This is a genomic window from Actinomadura xylanilytica (genome assembly GCF_030283145.1).
Classification (GTDB): domain Bacteria; phylum Actinomycetota; class Actinomycetes; order Streptosporangiales; family Streptosporangiaceae; genus Spirillospora; species Spirillospora xylanilytica.
On record NZ_JASNWE010000003.1, the window covers coordinates 95,609 to 110,735 of the forward strand.

Annotated in this window: 17 protein-coding genes; 5 read left to right on the top strand and 12 right to left on the bottom strand. The window is 73.8% G+C overall.

The genetic code is table 11. The features are described from left to right. The first annotated feature begins 351 nt into the window (after positions 1 to 351). Both QP090_RS18430 and QP090_RS18435 read left to right on the top strand, forming a co-directional pair. Entirely contained in the window at positions 352 to 1,062 is a 711-nt protein-coding gene (locus tag QP090_RS18430) for an N-acyl homoserine lactonase family protein (protein WP_285940211.1), read from the top strand. Between the two features lie 66 nt (positions 1,063 to 1,128). Beyond that, positions 1,129 to 1,494 (top strand): antibiotic biosynthesis monooxygenase family protein, encoded by a 366-nt coding sequence (locus tag QP090_RS18435; RefSeq protein ID WP_285940212.1) that lies wholly within the window; start codon positions 1,129 to 1,131, stop codon positions 1,492 to 1,494. 75 nt (positions 1,495 to 1,569) lie between these two features. On the opposite strand, the gene QP090_RS18440 is transcribed toward QP090_RS18435, so the two are convergent. Genes QP090_RS18440 through QP090_RS18455 form a run of 4 tightly spaced genes read right to left on the bottom strand, consistent with a single transcriptional unit; the run spans position 1,570 to position 6,825 of the window. After that, entirely contained in the window at positions 1,570 to 3,225 is a 1,656-nt protein-coding gene (locus QP090_RS18440; protein ID WP_285940213.1) for an FAD-dependent monooxygenase, read from the bottom strand. After that, on the bottom strand, positions 3,222 to 4,580 hold the full coding sequence (locus QP090_RS18445) for an acetyl-CoA carboxylase biotin carboxylase subunit (protein ID WP_285940214.1): 1,359 nt from the start codon (positions 4,578 to 4,580) through the stop codon (positions 3,222 to 3,224). Before QP090_RS18445 ends, QP090_RS18440 begins: the two co-directional genes overlap by 4 nt. Positions 4,581 to 4,637: 57 nt before the next feature. After that, the gene (accB, locus tag QP090_RS18450) at positions 4,638 to 5,135 is read right to left on the bottom strand and encodes an acetyl-CoA carboxylase biotin carboxyl carrier protein (protein WP_285940215.1); all 498 of its coding nucleotides are present in this window, start codon (positions 5,133 to 5,135) and stop codon (positions 4,638 to 4,640) included. Further along, positions 5,128 to 6,825: an acetyl-CoA carboxylase carboxyltransferase subunit alpha gene (locus tag QP090_RS18455; RefSeq protein ID WP_285940216.1), complete on the bottom strand. Its 1,698-nt coding sequence runs from the start codon at positions 6,823 to 6,825 to the stop codon at positions 5,128 to 5,130. The genes accB and QP090_RS18455 overlap by 8 nt, the downstream gene beginning before the upstream one ends. Positions 6,826 to 7,001: 176 nt before the next feature. Here QP090_RS18455 and QP090_RS18460 point away from each other — a divergent pair, with 176 nt between their 5' ends. Next, the gene (locus QP090_RS18460; RefSeq protein ID WP_285940217.1) at positions 7,002 to 7,265 is read left to right on the top strand and encodes a DUF6059 family protein; all 264 of its coding nucleotides are present in this window, start codon (positions 7,002 to 7,004) and stop codon (positions 7,263 to 7,265) included. A 25-nt stretch (positions 7,266 to 7,290) separates the two neighbouring features. Here the strand turns inward: QP090_RS18460 and QP090_RS18465 are convergent, their stop codons facing one another. Continuing rightward, entirely contained in the window at positions 7,291 to 7,791 is a 501-nt protein-coding gene (locus QP090_RS18465) for a MarR family winged helix-turn-helix transcriptional regulator (protein WP_285940218.1), read from the bottom strand. A 37-nt stretch (positions 7,792 to 7,828) separates the two neighbouring features. Here QP090_RS18465 and QP090_RS18470 point away from each other — a divergent pair, with 37 nt between their 5' ends. Continuing rightward, on the top strand, positions 7,829 to 8,026 hold the full coding sequence (locus QP090_RS18470; protein ID WP_285940219.1) for a hypothetical protein: 198 nt from the start codon (positions 7,829 to 7,831) through the stop codon (positions 8,024 to 8,026). After that, positions 8,023 to 8,646, top strand: coding sequence for a 2'-5' RNA ligase family protein (locus QP090_RS18475; RefSeq protein WP_285940220.1), 624 nt, complete (start codon positions 8,023 to 8,025; stop codon positions 8,644 to 8,646). Before QP090_RS18470 ends, QP090_RS18475 begins: the two co-directional genes overlap by 4 nt. Positions 8,647 to 8,746: 100 nt before the next feature. On the opposite strand, the gene QP090_RS18480 is transcribed toward QP090_RS18475, so the two are convergent. The 7 genes from QP090_RS18480 to QP090_RS18510 are packed head-to-tail and all read right to left on the bottom strand — an operon-like array spanning position 8,747 to position 15,110. Then, positions 8,747 to 10,165: an FAD-dependent oxidoreductase gene (locus QP090_RS18480; protein WP_285940221.1), complete on the bottom strand. Its 1,419-nt coding sequence runs from the start codon at positions 10,163 to 10,165 to the stop codon at positions 8,747 to 8,749. Continuing rightward, entirely contained in the window at positions 10,162 to 10,956 is a 795-nt protein-coding gene (locus tag QP090_RS18485) for an alpha/beta fold hydrolase (RefSeq protein ID WP_285940222.1), read from the bottom strand. Before QP090_RS18485 ends, QP090_RS18480 begins: the two co-directional genes overlap by 4 nt. Beyond that, positions 10,956 to 11,804: a cupin domain-containing protein gene (locus QP090_RS18490; RefSeq protein ID WP_285940223.1), complete on the bottom strand. Its 849-nt coding sequence runs from the start codon at positions 11,802 to 11,804 to the stop codon at positions 10,956 to 10,958. The genes QP090_RS18485 and QP090_RS18490 overlap by 1 nt, the downstream gene beginning before the upstream one ends. 2 nt (positions 11,805 to 11,806) lie before the next feature. Then, positions 11,807 to 12,184, bottom strand: coding sequence for a hypothetical protein (locus QP090_RS18495; protein ID WP_285940224.1), 378 nt, complete (start codon positions 12,182 to 12,184; stop codon positions 11,807 to 11,809). Next, entirely contained in the window at positions 12,177 to 13,184 is a 1,008-nt protein-coding gene (locus QP090_RS18500) for a class I SAM-dependent methyltransferase (protein ID WP_285940225.1), read from the bottom strand. The genes QP090_RS18495 and QP090_RS18500 overlap by 8 nt, the downstream gene beginning before the upstream one ends. Then, positions 13,181 to 14,167: an ABC transporter ATP-binding protein gene (locus QP090_RS18505; protein WP_285940226.1), complete on the bottom strand. Its 987-nt coding sequence runs from the start codon at positions 14,165 to 14,167 to the stop codon at positions 13,181 to 13,183. Before QP090_RS18505 ends, QP090_RS18500 begins: the two co-directional genes overlap by 4 nt. Next, the gene (locus QP090_RS18510) at positions 14,160 to 15,110 is read right to left on the bottom strand and encodes an ABC transporter ATP-binding protein (protein WP_285940227.1); all 951 of its coding nucleotides are present in this window, start codon (positions 15,108 to 15,110) and stop codon (positions 14,160 to 14,162) included. The genes QP090_RS18505 and QP090_RS18510 overlap by 8 nt, the downstream gene beginning before the upstream one ends. Positions 15,111 to 15,127 lie beyond the last annotated feature (17 nt).

Consider the following 15,127-nt stretch of genomic DNA (forward strand, 5'->3'; position numbering starts at 1 on the left):
GTGCACCCGGGGCGCTCGGGGCCCGCTCGAAGACCACTCGCACACGGTTCGGACCCCCGCCACCTGGCATCTGGGCACCGATATTTGGCAGCAGGTATTCCCTCCGTTCCCAGCGCCGCGTGATGCGTACACGCCTGACCGCAGAACGCGATTTCCCATGGTCATCCAGCGTGCGAAAAAATCCCGAGTTGCGTCCATGTGACGGGCCCATTAAAAAAAGATTCAAAAATTACGCCAGCTAAGGATTACGGGCTGCGACCACTCGATCGACCAGCATTCGATCCGGGGCTCCTACGCTGGCCACCCGGTCCCCGGCCAATGGGAGACCGCTCGCAGACTCCGGAGTGGGGAATGAGACTTCAACTGCTCTTCAGCGGCCGGATCCGGCCTATCGGCGCCCCGGTGCCGGCGTATTTGATCACGACCGGGGACGCCACGGTGCTCATCGACTCCGGCCCGCCGCGCGACCGCGCGGGCGCGCACCGCACCGACCCGGACGAGCGCGTGGAACTGGAACCGGGCGAGGACGTGCCGAGCCTGCTGCGCCGGCTGGGCGTCGGTCCCGGCGACGTCGATCTGGTGGTCTGCACCCACCTGGACCCCGACCACGCGGGCAACCACGACGTGTTCGGCGACGCCGAGTTCGTCGTCCAGCGGCGCCACCACGCGTGGGCGACCTCGGAGGCCGGCGCGCGGTGCGCGTCCACCCGGGACCGCTGGGACCGGCCGGACACCCGGCTCCGCCTGGTCGACGGCGACACCGAACTGCTGCCCGGCATCGAGCTGATCGAGTCCGGCGGGCACGTGCCCGGGCATCAGTCGGTGCTGGTCCGGCTCCCCCGCACCGGGCCCATGCTGCTCGCCGCCGACGCGATCCCGATGACCGTCGCGCTCGACCCGGACAAGAGGCCGGTCTTCCCCTTCGACATGGACGAGGCGGAGGTCCGCGCGTCCACCAGGAAGCTCGTCGACCTGGCCCGTGCCGAGAACGCGCTCATCGTCTGCGGCCACGAGCCGTCCAACCTCACCGACCTGCGGCCCGCCCCCGCCTACTACGACTGACCGGTTCCCGGCCCCCGCTCCGCCGCCGCCCGACCGTCCGTACCGATCACGCGCCGAGGAGTACCAGTGTCCGAGAGTCCTGTCCGGGTCGTCGTCCACTACCGTGACCCCCGCGGCCCCACTGGCGCGGTCACGGCCGCCTACGAGCAGGCCGGCCGCACGTTGAAGGGCACACCGGGGCTGATCGGCCACGAACTGCTGGCGGTCCAGGAGACGGACGGCCGTTACGCGCTGCTGATGGCATGGCGCGACCTGTCCTCCTACCACGACTGGGAGCGGTCCCTGCGCGCCGCCGGGCACCCGTCGCCACTGCGGGCCTTCCTGGACCGGACGCGGCCGGCCGGCCACTACGAGGTCTACAAGGTCTACGACGCCTGGTACGAGGCGGCGGGCGGCACGGCGGACGGCACGGCGCGGGAGCCGCTGACCTGACCGCCGCGAAACGCGGCGAACGGCCGCGTGGCCTCCGGCGTTCCGGAGGCCACGCGGCCGTCGTTCGCCCCGCCCTCAGCCGCCGGGCCGGCCCGTGACGCCGGCGGGTGAACCCGCGGACCGGCACAGCAGCCGGTCGAACAGTCCGCCGATGTCGTCGGCCGTTCCCAGCGGGCCCGCGTTCCGCCACGCGACGAACCCGTCCGGGCGCACGAGCACGGCGCCCGCGGGCGTCAGGCCGTGCGCGCCGCAGAGGTCGACCGCGGCGCTGTGGACGTCCCGGCCGATGACGAAGGTCTCGACGGCGATCCCGGACTCCCCGGCGGCCCGCGTCACAGCGTCGGCGTCCGCGCCGGCGGCGCCCTCCGGGCCGATGAGGAGCACGAACGCGTCGCCGTAGAGGTCGAGCGTGGAGACGAGCCTCCCGTCCCGCTTGACGATGACGTGCGGGGCGCGGGTGCCGGGCCGTCCGGCGGGTTCGGGCTCCCAGAGCGGGTCGCCGCCGGTGCCGTCCGGATCCACCGCGGCCGACCGGTAGACCTGGCCGAACGTGACGACGGGGTCGGCCTGGATCCGCGGGTCCGGGGCCGGCCGGGGGCCGCCGGCCATCCGCGGGCGGTCCTTGGAGCGCAGGACCGCCTGCTCCACGGTGGCCTCGGCGACGGGGCGGCGCTCCTCCTCGTAGGTGTCCAGCAGCCCTGGACCGGCCTGCCCGCGCAGCACTGCCGCCAGCTTCCACGCCAGGTTGTGCGCCTCCTGGACGCCGGTGTTGGACCCGTAGGCGCCGGTCGGCGGCATCACGTGCGCCGCGTCGCCGGCCAGGAAGACCCGCCCGGCGGCGAAGGAGCGGGCGACCCGGCCGGCCGACTCCCAGGAGGCCACGTCCTCCACCGTCACGTCCAGCCCCTCCACCCCGGCGGCGGTCCGCACCAGTCCGGCGCAGTGCTCGGGAGTGAACTCGGCCGCGCGGTCCGGGTCGTACGGCACGTGCAGCAGCCACTCGTCGGCGTTGTTCACCGGCAGCAGCCCGCTGCGCGACGACCCGCTGATCGTGTAGCACATCACGAAGCGGCGGCCGCGCAACGGCCCGGTCAGGTCGGCCCGGAACCGGACGTTGAGGAAATGGGCCAGCGTGCCGGGGCCGTCCACCCCGATGTCCAGCAGACGGCGCACCAGGCTGCCCGCCCCGTCCGCGCCGACCAGGTAGCCGGCGCGGACGGAGCGCTCCACGCCGGCGGCGTCGCGCAGCCGGACGGTCACACCGCCCGCGTCCTGGTCGAAGCCCGTCATCTCGGTGCCGAAACGCAGGTCGGCTCCGTGCCGTGCGGCGTGCTCGCGCAGCAGCGGCTCGACCTCGTGCTGGTGGCACAGGCACCAGCCGGTCGCGCCGAGCCAGCCGTCGTCGTCATCGTCGGCGCCGGTGTCGCGGTGGTAGCCCTCCTTGAGCGCGCCCATCTCCTTCCCGGCGAGGCTCTCGGCCGCGATGATGCCGCTGTTTCCCGCGAGGGCCATCGCGGACGGCATGGAGCGCAGATCGTCCTCGATGCCCGCCCAGCGGAACAGCTCCATGGCGCGGGCGTTGACCCCGCGTGCGCGGGGATGGGGCGACAGGCCCTCGTTCCGCTCGACGACCATGGACGGGACGCCGTGCCTGCCGAGGAAGAGCGCGGTGGCGAGCCCGACCAGGCTGCCGCCCACGATGACGACCGGCGTGTCCGCGGCGGCGTTCACCGGTCACCTCCGGCGTTCATCTCGTCGACCAGTGCGGTGGTGTGCTTGCCTGCCCGGAACGTGGAGTTCCCCAGGACGCCGCGCAGGAAGTCGCGCGTCGTGCGCACGCCCTTGCCCGCCACGTGGAACTCGCTGAGCGCCCGGTCGGCGCGTTCGATCGCCTGCCTGCGGTCGGGCGCCCACACCGCCACCTTGGCGAGCAGCGGGTCGTAGTCGGCGGTGACGCGCATCCCGGGGTAGGCGTGGGTGTCCACCCGGACGAACGGGCCGGCCGGGGGCGCGAACTCGTCCAGGACGCCGGGCGTGGGCAGGAAGCCGCGCACGGGGTCCTCGGCGTTGACCCGCGTCTCGATGGCCACCCCGCGCAGGGCGATGTCACTCTGCCGGACCGACAGGCCGTCGCCCGCGGCGACCCGGAGTTGCTCGCGGACCAGGTCGACGCCGCTCACCAGCTCGGTCACCGGGTGCTCGACCTGGATCCGGCAGTTGACCTCCATCAGGTAGAAGCCGCCGTCCCCGTCGACGAGGAACTCGCAGGTCCCGGCGCCCGCGTAGCGCAGCTCGCGGGCCAGGTGCACGGCGGCCGCGCAGATCCGGTCGGCCAGCTCACGGGGCAGGCCGGACGCGGGAGTCTCCTCGACCAGCTTCTGCCGCCGCCGCTGCACCGAGCAGTCCCGCTCCCCCAGATGGACGACGCCGCCCTCGCCGTCACCGAGGACCTGCACCTCGATGTGCCGGGCGTGGTCGAGGTACCGTTCGGCGTACAGGCGCGAGTCGCCGAAGGCCACCTGCGCGCCGGAGCGCGCCTCGACGTAGGCGCGCGGCAGCTCGCGGGGGTCGCGCACCACCGTCATGCCTCGGCCGCCGCCGCCCGCCACCGCCTTGATGATGACCGGGTAGCCGATGGACCCCGCGACGGCCTTCGCCTGCTCCACCGTCTCCAGCGGCTCGGGGCTGCCCCGTAGCACCGGCAGCCCGGCCTGCCGGGCGATCTCCCGGGCGCGGGCCTTGTCGCCGAGCCGGCTCAGCACCGGCGGGGACGGGCCGACGAACGTGAGCCCCTCGGCCGCGCAGATCTCGGCGAAGTCGGGGTCCTCGGACAGGAAGCCGTAGCCGGGGTGCACCGCGTCGGCGCCCGCCTGAAGGGCCGCGGTGACGATGGCGGCGGGGTTGAGGTAGCTGCGGCGGGGTGCGGCCGGGCCGATGCGGACGCACTCGTCGGCGAGCCGCGTCACCGCGGAGTCGCGGTCGGCGTCGGAGTACACGGCGACGACGCGGATGCCCAGCTCCCGGCAGGTACGCGCCACACGAAGCGCGATCTCCCCCCGGTTGGCGATCAGGACGGTAGAGAACATGAAGGCTCCTCAGTGGCGGAGTGCCCGTGACGGGCTGGGCTGCCGCGCGCGGCGGGTTCAGACCGGGGCGAGCACGAACAGGGGCTGGCCGTACTCGACGGGCTGGGCGTCGGACACCAGCACCTCGACGACGCGGCCCGCGCGTTCGGCCGTGACGGCGTTCATCAGCTTCATCGCCTCGACGATGGCGACCTGCCCGCCCGCCTCCACCTCGTCTCCGACCTCCACGAAAGGCCGTGCCCCGGGGCCGGACGCGCGGTAGAAGGTGCCCACCAGCGGCGCCTCGACGTCGAAGGAGCCGTCGTCGTGTCCGGCGGGCTCGTCGTGTCCGGTCTGCTCGTCCGCGGGGACGGCGGCCGTGGCGGCGGTCTCGGCGGGCACGGGGCGGCCCGCGCCCGCGGCGGCCGGGTCCGGCCATTCCACCTCGATGCTCATGTCGCCCGCGCGGACCCGCACGCGCTTCAGCCGCCCGCCGGTGGCGGCGATCAGCTCGGCGGCCCGCCGGCACAGGTCATCGAGGGTGCCCGCAGCACCGCCGGTCGGGTCCTCAGTCATGTGCACCTCGCTCCTCCACCCCGAACGCACCGAACCGGGCGCGGCGGTGCCGCACCAGGTCGGCCGGGGCCATGTCGGCAAGTTCGTCCAGCGTCGCGGTGAGCGCACCGCGCAGCAGTTCGCCGGCGGCCACCGGGTCCTCGTGCGCCCCGCCGTCCGGTTCGGGCACGACGGCGTCCACGATCCCCTGCCGCAGCAGGTCACGGGCGTCCAGCCGCAGCGTCGAGGCGGCCAGCGGCGCCAGTTCCCGGTCCTTCCAGAGGATGGCGGCGCATCCCTCCGGGCTGATCACCGAGTAGACGGCGCCGGCGAACGCCAGCACCCGGTCGGCCACGGCCAGCGCCAGCGCCCCGCCGCTGCCGCCCTCACCGACGACCGCCGAGACGATCGGCACCGGCAGGCCGCTCATCAGCCGGATGTTCTCGGCGATGGCCCACGCCTGCCCGCGCTCCTCGGCCTCGACGCCCGGGTGGGCGCCCGGCGTGTCCACCAGCGTGACGATCGGCAGCCGGAGTTTGGCCGCCAGCCGCATCAGCCGTCCCGCCTTGCGGTATCCGGCGGGCGAGGCCATGCCGAAGTTGTGCGCGATGCGGTCGGCGGTGCCGCGACCCTTCTGGTGGCCGATGACCATGACGGGACGGCCGTCCAGCCGCCCGGTCCCGCCCACGATCGCGGGGCAGTCGCCCGACACCCGATCGCCGCGCAGCTCCTGGAAGTCGTCGAGGAGCTGGCGGATGTAGTCGACGGTCGTCGGGCGCCGCTGGTGCCGCGCCAGTCCGACGACCTCCCACGCGTCCCGCGCGGGCAGCTCCCCCGGGTCGCGGACCAGCCGGGCCCCCCGGGCCCCCCGGGCCCGCTGGGCCGGCGGCGGCGCGGCGGGCGCGGCCCCGAGCCGGACGGCGAGCAGGCACCCCAGCGCGGGACGCAGCGCCGCACGCGGGACGACGGCGTCCACGAAGCCCCGCTCCAGCATGAACTCCGCGGTCTGGAAGCCGTCCGGGAGCGCCTGCCGGATGGTCTGCTGGATCACCCGCGGCCCGGCGAACCCGATCCGGGCGCCCGGCTCGGCGAAGATCACGTCCGGCAGCGTGGCGAACGACGCCGCCACCCCGCCGTAGGTGGGGTCGGTGATGACCGAGATGGTCAGCACGCCCGCCTCGTCCAGCTCGGCGAGCGCCTGGCTGGTCTTGACCATCTGCATCAGGGAGAAGGCGCCCTCCTGCATCCGGGCCCCGCCGGAGGCGGTCACCAGCAGGAACGGCGCGCGGGTCCGCAGGGAGACCCGTGCGGCCCGCACCAGGTGTTCGCCGACGCCCACGCCCAGGCTGCCGCCCATGAACCGGAAGTCCATGACGGCCGCCACCACCGGATGTCCCCGCAGCGTCCCGGTCACGCAGGTGACGGCCTCCCGCTCCCCGGTGTCCGCACGCGCCTGCGCCATCCGCTCCGGATAGGGTCGCGAGTCGGCGAAGCCGAGGGGGTCCTCGACCACCGTGACGTCGTCGAGGTCGATCACCGACCCCTCGTCGAGGAGCTGGGCGATGCGCCGGCGCGCGGTGAGCCGGGAGTGCGCCCCACAACCAGGACAGACACGGAGGGAACGGTCGAAACGTTTGCCGTACGTCAGCTCGCGGCACGCGGGGCAGCCGTACCACCGCACCGCGTCTGTCGGCATCGTCTGCGTACTCACCTGGGCAGAGTCGCCCGGGGGGCTCAACGGTCACTGGAAGACGACTGGACGTGCGATGCCGCGCGGGCGGCGGCGCGGCATCCGCCCACCGGTCTTCCACCGCCCCTTGAGCGGCGTTCCGCACACTCCGTCCGTGCTCCCGCGACGGTGCGCGGCGCGCAGGATGGGAGGATGTGATGGGATCGGGCCTGCTCCGCCGGGTGCTGCGCTACGTCTTGATCGGGCTGGGTCACGCCGGTCTCGGGACGCTCGGGATGACCCCGAGCCAGTACATGCGGTACATCGCGGAGTACGAGGCCGACGCCGGGGCCCGCTCCGGGGACGGGCCGTCCACTCCCTCGCTCCCGCCGCCGGCCCATCCCGAGCGCCTGGTGCCCGGGGAGCCGCTCGGCGAGGAGGCGTCCGGGCTGTGGGCCCAGCTCGACGACCTGGGCCGGTGACCCGGGCCCGTCCGCGGTGCCGCCGTCAGCCGTCGGCCCGGCCGAACGCGGCCGGCGCGGGGGTCCCGCCCAGGGTGTCGGCATGCGCGAGCAGCGTCTGCAACGCGCGCCTCAGCTCGACGTTCCGCGCGGAGTCACGGCCGCCCAGCGGCTCCAGGTAGCGCTCCTCCAGCTCGCGCACCTCGGGGACGGCGTCCATCACGACCTCCGAGCCGCGCGGGGTGAGCGCGAGCTGCACGGCCCGGGGGTCGTCCGGGTTGTCGGTGCGCTCCACCAGCCCGGCACGCTCCAGCGCGCGGACCAGCCGGGAGATGTACATGGGCTCCAGCCCGCTGTACTCGGCAAGCTGCCGCTGGCTGGGCCGGACGCCACCCGTGACCATGGCGTGCAGGGACGCCACGACGGCGTACTGGGCGTGCGTGAGCCCGAGCGGCGCCAGGGTGCGGTCCATGGCGACGCGCCAGCGCAGGGACACGTGCCAGAGCAGGTAGCCCGTGGGTGGAGGGGCATCCGCTTGATTAGCCATGCTTACAGTCTACATGTTTATTACTTGATGCCAGGTCATGGCGGCCGGTCGGGTCGCACTCGCCGTACTGCACGACGCGACCGCCGGCACGCCGATCGCCGGCGGCGAGGAGACGGTGTGCCCCCACAGCCGGTGCAAGGGAGATTGGAGCGCGACCGAGCTGCGTGAGAAGATCCGGGTGTTCCAGGCCGGATCGCTGGAGCACAAGCCCCTCGCCACCCCGGAGGTCCCGTGAGCCCACTCCCCGAACACATGTCCGACCATTGGTGGTGGCGTCCCGGAGTACGGCCCGGCCGCCGCCTCCTGGTCTGGCATATTCTCCTCGACTCCCAGCCGGCCGTGCGGGATCTCGTCCGGCAGTATCAGGACAAGCTCGCCGGGCTCGAAGGGCTTGACTTCGTGCCCCCGGAATGGCTGCACATGACCACCCAGGTCACCGGATTCTGCGATGAGATCTCGCCTGCCGAGGTCGACGCCATGACGACCGCTGTGGCCGGCCGGTTGGCCATGCTGGATCCGATCGAGGTGGAGATCGGGAAGCTGTGGTTCCACAGCGAGGCGGTGATGCTGAGCGTCCGGCCGGCCCGCGCGCTGGATCCCGTCCGACTGGCCATCCGCGAGTCCGTTGCCGAGACGGTGCGCGCGCACCAGCTCGCCGACGAGCCGGACTGGACGCCACACGTGTCCGTCGCCTACAGCCACGGCACCGGCCCGGCAGGCCCGATCATCGACGCCTTGGAGGACCGACCGGGACTCCACCCCTTCAAGGTGGGCGAGGTGCATCTCGTCGAGCAGCAGCGCACGGGCAGGTTGTATAGCTGGGATCGCCCGATGGCCATCGCCCTGGGCACGTAGAGTTCAAAGGCGATGCACCGGCGCTCCGCACCCTCCGTGTGAGGGCGGGGCGCCAGTCTCGTCTCTGGGCTACTCGCCGATCTTCTTGCTGAATCCCCGGCTACCTGCGTCCGCCGGCCTCGGCCGCCAGCGCCCGGCCGTACAGCAGCCCGAAGGTCATCGCGGGGGTCGCCATCATCCCGCCGCAGAACGACTTCCCCATGAGCTGCCCGGAGCCCAGCAGCTCGCCTGCGGCGCTGAGGTTCGCGAACGGCTCACCTGTGGTGTCCCGCACGCGCAGGTCGGTGCCGACGGCGAGGCCGACGGTGCTGGTCACCGACGCACCCTGGACGCGGATCGCGTAGAACGGCCCCTCCACCAGCGGGACGGGCCGGTGCCGCCGCCCGAACGGGTCGGGCCCGGAGCCGAGCGCGGTGTTGTACTCGGTGACGGTCGCGGCGAGGGCGCCGACCGGGAGCCCCGTCCTCGCGGCGAGGCCCTCCAGCGTGCGGGCGCTGGTGAACATCGGGTGGACGTCGAACAGGTCCCGCAGCCCGTCGTTGGTCCGGCCGGTGATCATCGGTGTGGACTCGCGCAGGACCCGCAGGTCGAACACGACGTAGCGGCGCAGTTCGGGCTGCTCCAGCAGGGCGTGCTCGCGGGCGTCGACGCTCGGCTCGTCCTCGGCCACGAACCGGCGGCCCTCGGTGTTGACGTAGATCTCCCAGGGCGCGCGGTCCTGCGGGTGGTGGACGTGGCGGAACTCCATCTTCGCGCCGAGCCCGGGGCGATCCATGACCACGCCGAAGGAGCTGAGGTAGTTCTCGTGGCCGCGCAGCGCCGCCCCTGCCCGGCGGGCCGCCTCGAGCCCGCCGCCGGTGTTGTGCGGGTAGGAGTTGCCGCCGTAGGCCGGGTGTCCGCTCAGCTCGCGGAACAGCTCGGGGTTGGCGTTGTAGCCGCCGGTCGCCAGCAGCACCGACGTCGCCGGGTACGTGCGCACGCCGCCGGGGGTCCGCGCCGTCACGGCCGTCACGCGGCGGCCGGACAGGACCAGCCCGGTGAGCGTGGTGTTCAGCGACAACGTGATGCGGCCCGTGGCGACCTGCGCGTCGAACGCCTGCCGCAGCACCCGCAGGATGGAGCGGCCGAAGTCGGGTCCCCAGTAGTAGCGCGCCGCCGTGTACGGCTCATGCGCGAACCCCTCGACGGGGTGCTCCGGCAGGAACTCCATGCCGTTCTCGGTCAGCCAGTCCAGCGTCCGGGCGGCGTTGTCGACGGCGAGCCGCACGAGCGCCGGGTCTGCGGTGTTCCGGCTGATGCGCATGACGTCGGCGTAGTGCGCGTCCGGCGAGTCGGTGATGCCGCGCCGCCGCTGGAGCACCGTCCCGGCCGCGCTGAGCTGCCCGGACGAGATATTCAGCGACCCGCCCACCGTGCCGGCGGCGTCCAGGACGAGGACCGGCACACCCCGCCCGGCGGCGGTGAGCGCGGCCATCATGCCGGCCGCGCCCGCGCCGACGATGATCGACGTCGGTGTCACAGGTTCCTCCACAGGTCGTCCAGGACGGCCGCGAGCGCCGCCGGGTCTTCGGTGAGCACGAACGTGCCGCCGGGGATGCGGGTGACGGGCGCGCCGAGGACGTCCCCGACCTCACCGGCCAGCCCCGACAGGGCGTCGCGGTCGGGCGCGACGACGACCGTGGGACGCCCCGGGGACCGCGCCCCGGCGAGGACGGCGCCCAGGTCGGCGTTCCACAGCGCGACGTAGCCCTCGTACCAGACGCGCCCGGCCCGGACGCGGTCCGCGAACGCCTCGAACACCAGGTCGGGGTCGGCGCCGTCGGCGAACGCGCGCGCCATGAACCGCCACACGTCCGCGACGCCTTCGGGCGTGGCGGCGACCGGATTCAGCCGCTCGTACTTGGCCAGCTTCGTCCGCCAGTCGGAGTAGGCGGGGTATCCGACGAGCCCGAGCCCGACGACGTCGTCGGGGTGCTCGGCGGCCATGACCGCCGCCAGCGCCGCGCCGGTGTGGTGTCCGACGACGGCCTTCGGCCCGGGACGCACCTCCTGGACGGCGTCCCACAGCAGGCCGGCGTGTTCGGCGAGGCTCAGCGTCCGCGACGTGGCGTCGGACTCGCCGAGGTTCAGCATGTCCGGCGCGACGCACGGCAGCGGCGCCAGCTCCCGCATCACCGGCAGCCACATCCGCCCGGACGCGGGCACCTGGTGCAGCAGCAGCAGGTCCGGGCCGTCGCCGGGCGTCGCGCGCAGGTGGACGTACCCCTCCGGCGTGCGGACGAGCCGGCGTTCCACCCTCGGGTCGCCCATCAGAAGCAGAGGCAGCCGGGCTGGTCCGGGAGAGGCTCGGCGCCGTGCACCGCCAGGTCGGGCGGCAGGATCGGCCGGTGCTCGGGCGTCCAGGTGAAGTCGACGTCGTGCTCGGTGTAGACGGTGCTGAGCGGGCCGCCCTTGGTGCGGAACAGCATGAGGTTGCCGGTGGGCGAGCCGAACGGACCGTGCCACTCCTCCGGCGGACGCCAGAAGTAGCAGCCCGCGCGCATCAGGCCGAGCGGCCCGGCCAGCTCTCCGGCCAGCAGGTACATCTCCTCCACGACCGGGTGCTTCTCCGGCTTGCGGCCCGACCGCAGCGGCATCGTGCCGAGTAGCCACGTCTCCTCGCCGTCGACCGGGTCGCGGCGCAGGAACTTGCGTCCGGCGCCGGGCGGGAACGTCGGGTGGAAGTTGCCGCCCCACTCCCCGGCGAACCCGTCGACCTTGGTGACGAGGCGGCGCTCGTCGAGCATTCCGGCCGGGGCCTCGCCGTCGCGGAGCCGCGGCTCGCCGGAGAAGAACGTGAGCACCACGGCGCCCGTCCGCGACGCGACCCCGGACGTGGCCGTCCCGGCGGGGAAGTGCCCGTAGGAGTACCTGCCGTACTCGACGCCGGAGACGGTCAGCGACCCGTGCAGGACGAGAAACTCCTCGTCCACGTCCAGGTGGTGGACGCCCTCCCCGCGGGTGTACCCGGCCGGGTAGCGGACGAGAAGGCTGGACGCACCGGTCCCCTCGTCCAGGCTGAGCGGCTTGCTGTCCACCTTCGAGCCGTCGCGGCCGTACAGGCCGTCCTGCCACGGCACGGCCTGCGACTGGATGAACTCGATGAACGGGCGTCCCATGGTCAGCTCCTCGTCTCGTCGGCCGGCAGTACTTCCCGAGGGGGGACGACCCCCCGCATCCCCCCGGCCGACTCCGTCGGAAACCGTGAATCCCGAGGGGGGACGACCCCCCGCATCCCCCCGGCCGACTCCGTCGGGATGAGCGGCGCGCGGGCGTCGTCGCGTTCGGCGGCGACGGCGAGCAGCCGCGCGATCGACCGGTTCAGGTCGTCGGACAGGTCGGTGCCGGACGGCATCGCCAGCCGCCGCTCGAGCTCGCGCACCCGCGCGCGCTCCTCGTGCAGCTGGCCGGCCAGCTCGAACACCATGGCCGCGAGCTGGTCCACCTGGGCGGCGCCGAGGGCGCGGAGTTCGGGCGCGGGGGGCAGGGGTTCAGACATGAGCGTCCTCCGGCTTGCGTGCTTCCAGGACGGCCCAGGGGAAGTGCCATTCGGCTCGGTCGGGCCATCGCGTCGTCTCCAGCCGTCCGGCGCCGCGCTCGTCGAACGCGACCCAGCGCGCGTCGGCGAGCCCGGCCTCCGCGCACCGGGCGAGGACGTCGGTGCCGAACAGCATCGGCAGGTACGGCTCGTTGTTGCGGTCACCGTGCTCGACCAGCGCGAGGTCGCGGACGGGGTCGCCGGTCGGGTGGAAGTCCAGGATCCGCAGCAGCCCGCCCGGCGCGAGGACGCGCGCGGCGTCGGCGAGCAGGTCGGCGAGCACCGGCGGCGGCAGCTCGTGGACGAGCATCGTCGCGGTGACCAGGTCCGCCGAGCCCGCGGGCAGCCCGGTGGCGGCGGCGTCGGCCTGGACGTACCGGATGCCGGTCTCCGCCGTGCGGTGCGCGGCCAGCCGCAGCACCGGCGCGGACAGGTCGACGCCGATCACCTCGGCGTCCGGCCAGCGCCGCTTGAACGGGCGGGTGCTCTTGCCGAACCCGCAGCCGAGGTCGACGATGCGCCGGTACGGCCGGTCGGGGACGGCGGTGTCGGTGAACAGGGTGTGGAACGCGAAGTCGTCGTTGTCGCCCAGCATGACGAGCTTGGCACCCGCCTCGTACACCAGGGCCGCGTGGTCGGTGCTCCACACGCCGCCGGGCTGGAGGTGAATGTCCACGCCGGTGTACCAGGCGGGCAGTTCCAGACCGGGGTCCAGCTCCAGGCCGGGCGCGGACGCGGGCAGGTCCTCGGCGTCGACCGCGCCCGCCACCGCCCGCCACAGCATCTTCTGCGCGGATCGCTCGAGCCATGCGAACCACGGGTACACCGGCGCCGCGTGGACGGCCGCGCGGTCCGGATCCGGGCCCGCCTGGCCGACGAGCGTCGGGTACAGCGACCGCGCCCACTGCTGGCGCAGCGCGAGCGCGAAGTCCACCCGCGCCTGGCGTGTGACGGCGTTCATCGAACCTCCGTAAGGCCGAGTCCGGAATCCACCTCGCCGGGGAAGAAGCAGGCCACCGAGCGGTCCCCGGCCACCGTCAGCGGCGGCACGTCGGTCGCGCACACCGCGCGCGCGACCGGGCACCGGGTGTGGAAGACGCAGCCGGGCGGCCGGTCGATCGGCGACGGCGGGTCGCCCGAGAGCACGATCCGCTCCCGCGGCCGCTCCTCGGTCGTCGGCGTCGCCGACAGCAGCGCCGCCGTGTACGGGTGCTGCGGCGACGCGACGACCGACGTGGTCGGCCCCTCCTCCAGCACCCGCCCGAGGTACAGCACGACGACGCGGTCGGAGATGTGGTGGACGAGCGACAGGTCGTGCGCGATCAGCAGGAACGCCAGGTCGTCGGTCCTCTGCACCTCGCCGAGGAGGTTGACGATCTGCGCCTGGATGGACACGTCGAGGGCGGAGACGGGCTCGTCCGCGACGAGCACCGAGGGCCGGGCGGCCAGCGCGCGGGCGATCGAGATCCGCTGCCGCTGCCCGCCGGAGAACTGCGCCGGGTAGCGGCCCGCGGCCGACGCGGGGAGCCCGACCTGGGCGAGGACCTCCGCGACGCGGGCGCCGATCTGCTCCCGCGTCCCGAAGCCGTGGGCGTGCAGCGGCTCGGCCACGATGCGGGCGACGGTCATGCGCGGGTCCAGGCTGGCGTACGGGTCCTGGAGGATCATCTGGAAGTGCCGGCGCAGCGGGCGCAGCCGCCGCTCGGGCAGCCGGGTGATGTCGCGGCCGTCGAAGGTGATGCGGCCGGCCTGCGGGGTCGTGGCGCGCATCAGCGCGGTCGCGGCCGTGGACTTGCCCGATCCGGACTCGCCGACGAGCGCGAGCGTCTGCCCGCGGTACAGCGCCAGCGAGACGTCGTCGACGGCGGTGAGCGTCCGCCCGCCGACCGGGAACCGGACGGAGACGCCGCTCATCTCCATGATGGGCCGCTGCGTGTCAGTCATGAGGGTTCCAGCAGGCCAGGCGGGCGGAACCGGACACGGTCAGGACGGGCTCCTTCGTGGAGCACGCGTCCTGCGCGCGGTCGCACCGCGGGTGGAAGGGGCAGCCGTCCGGGCGGGCGAACGGCGACGGCGGGGCACCGGGGATCGCGGCGAGCGTCCGCGACCGGTCGAAGTTCGGCGCCGCCGCCAGCAGCGCCGCGGTGTAGGGGTGCCGCGGGTTGCGCAGCAGCTCGCGGGTCGGGCCCTCCTCCACGACGCCGCCGCTGTACATGACCGCGACGCGGTCGCACAGTTCGGCGGCGACGCCGAGATCGTGCGTGATCAGGACCATCGACGCGCCGCGCGCCTGGATCTGGTCCCGCATGAGCTGCGTGATCTGCGCCTGGATGGTCGTGTCGAGCGCGGTGGTCGGCTCGTCGGCGAGGATGACCGACGGCTCGTTGATCAGCGCCAGCGCGATCATCACGCGCTGCCGCAGCCCGCCCGAGAGCTGGTGCGGGTAGGCCCGGACGCGGTCGCCCGGCGAGGGGACGCCGACCGCGGCGAGCGCCTCGACGGCCTTCTCGCGGGCGGCGGCGCGGGACACGTCCTGGTGCCGCCGGACCGTCTCCACCAGCACCGACCCGATCCGGCGCACCGGGTTCAGCCCGGTCATGGGGTCCTGGAACACCATCCCGATCTGCGCGCCGCGGACGCGCTCCATCTGCTTCTCGGAGTGTCCGGTGAGGTCCTCCCCGCGCAGCCGGACGGTGCCGGTCCGCGACAGGCCCGGCGGCAGCAGCCCCATCAGGCTGAGCGCCGTGAGGGACTTGCCCGACCCGGACTCGCCGACGAGTCCGAGGATCTCGCCGCGTCCGAGGCGGAACGACACGTCCTGCACGATCCGGGTGTCGCCGCCGTGGACGACCGAGAGGCCGTCGACGTCGAGGACGGCTTCGTCCATCGTCTGCTCCCTGGGTT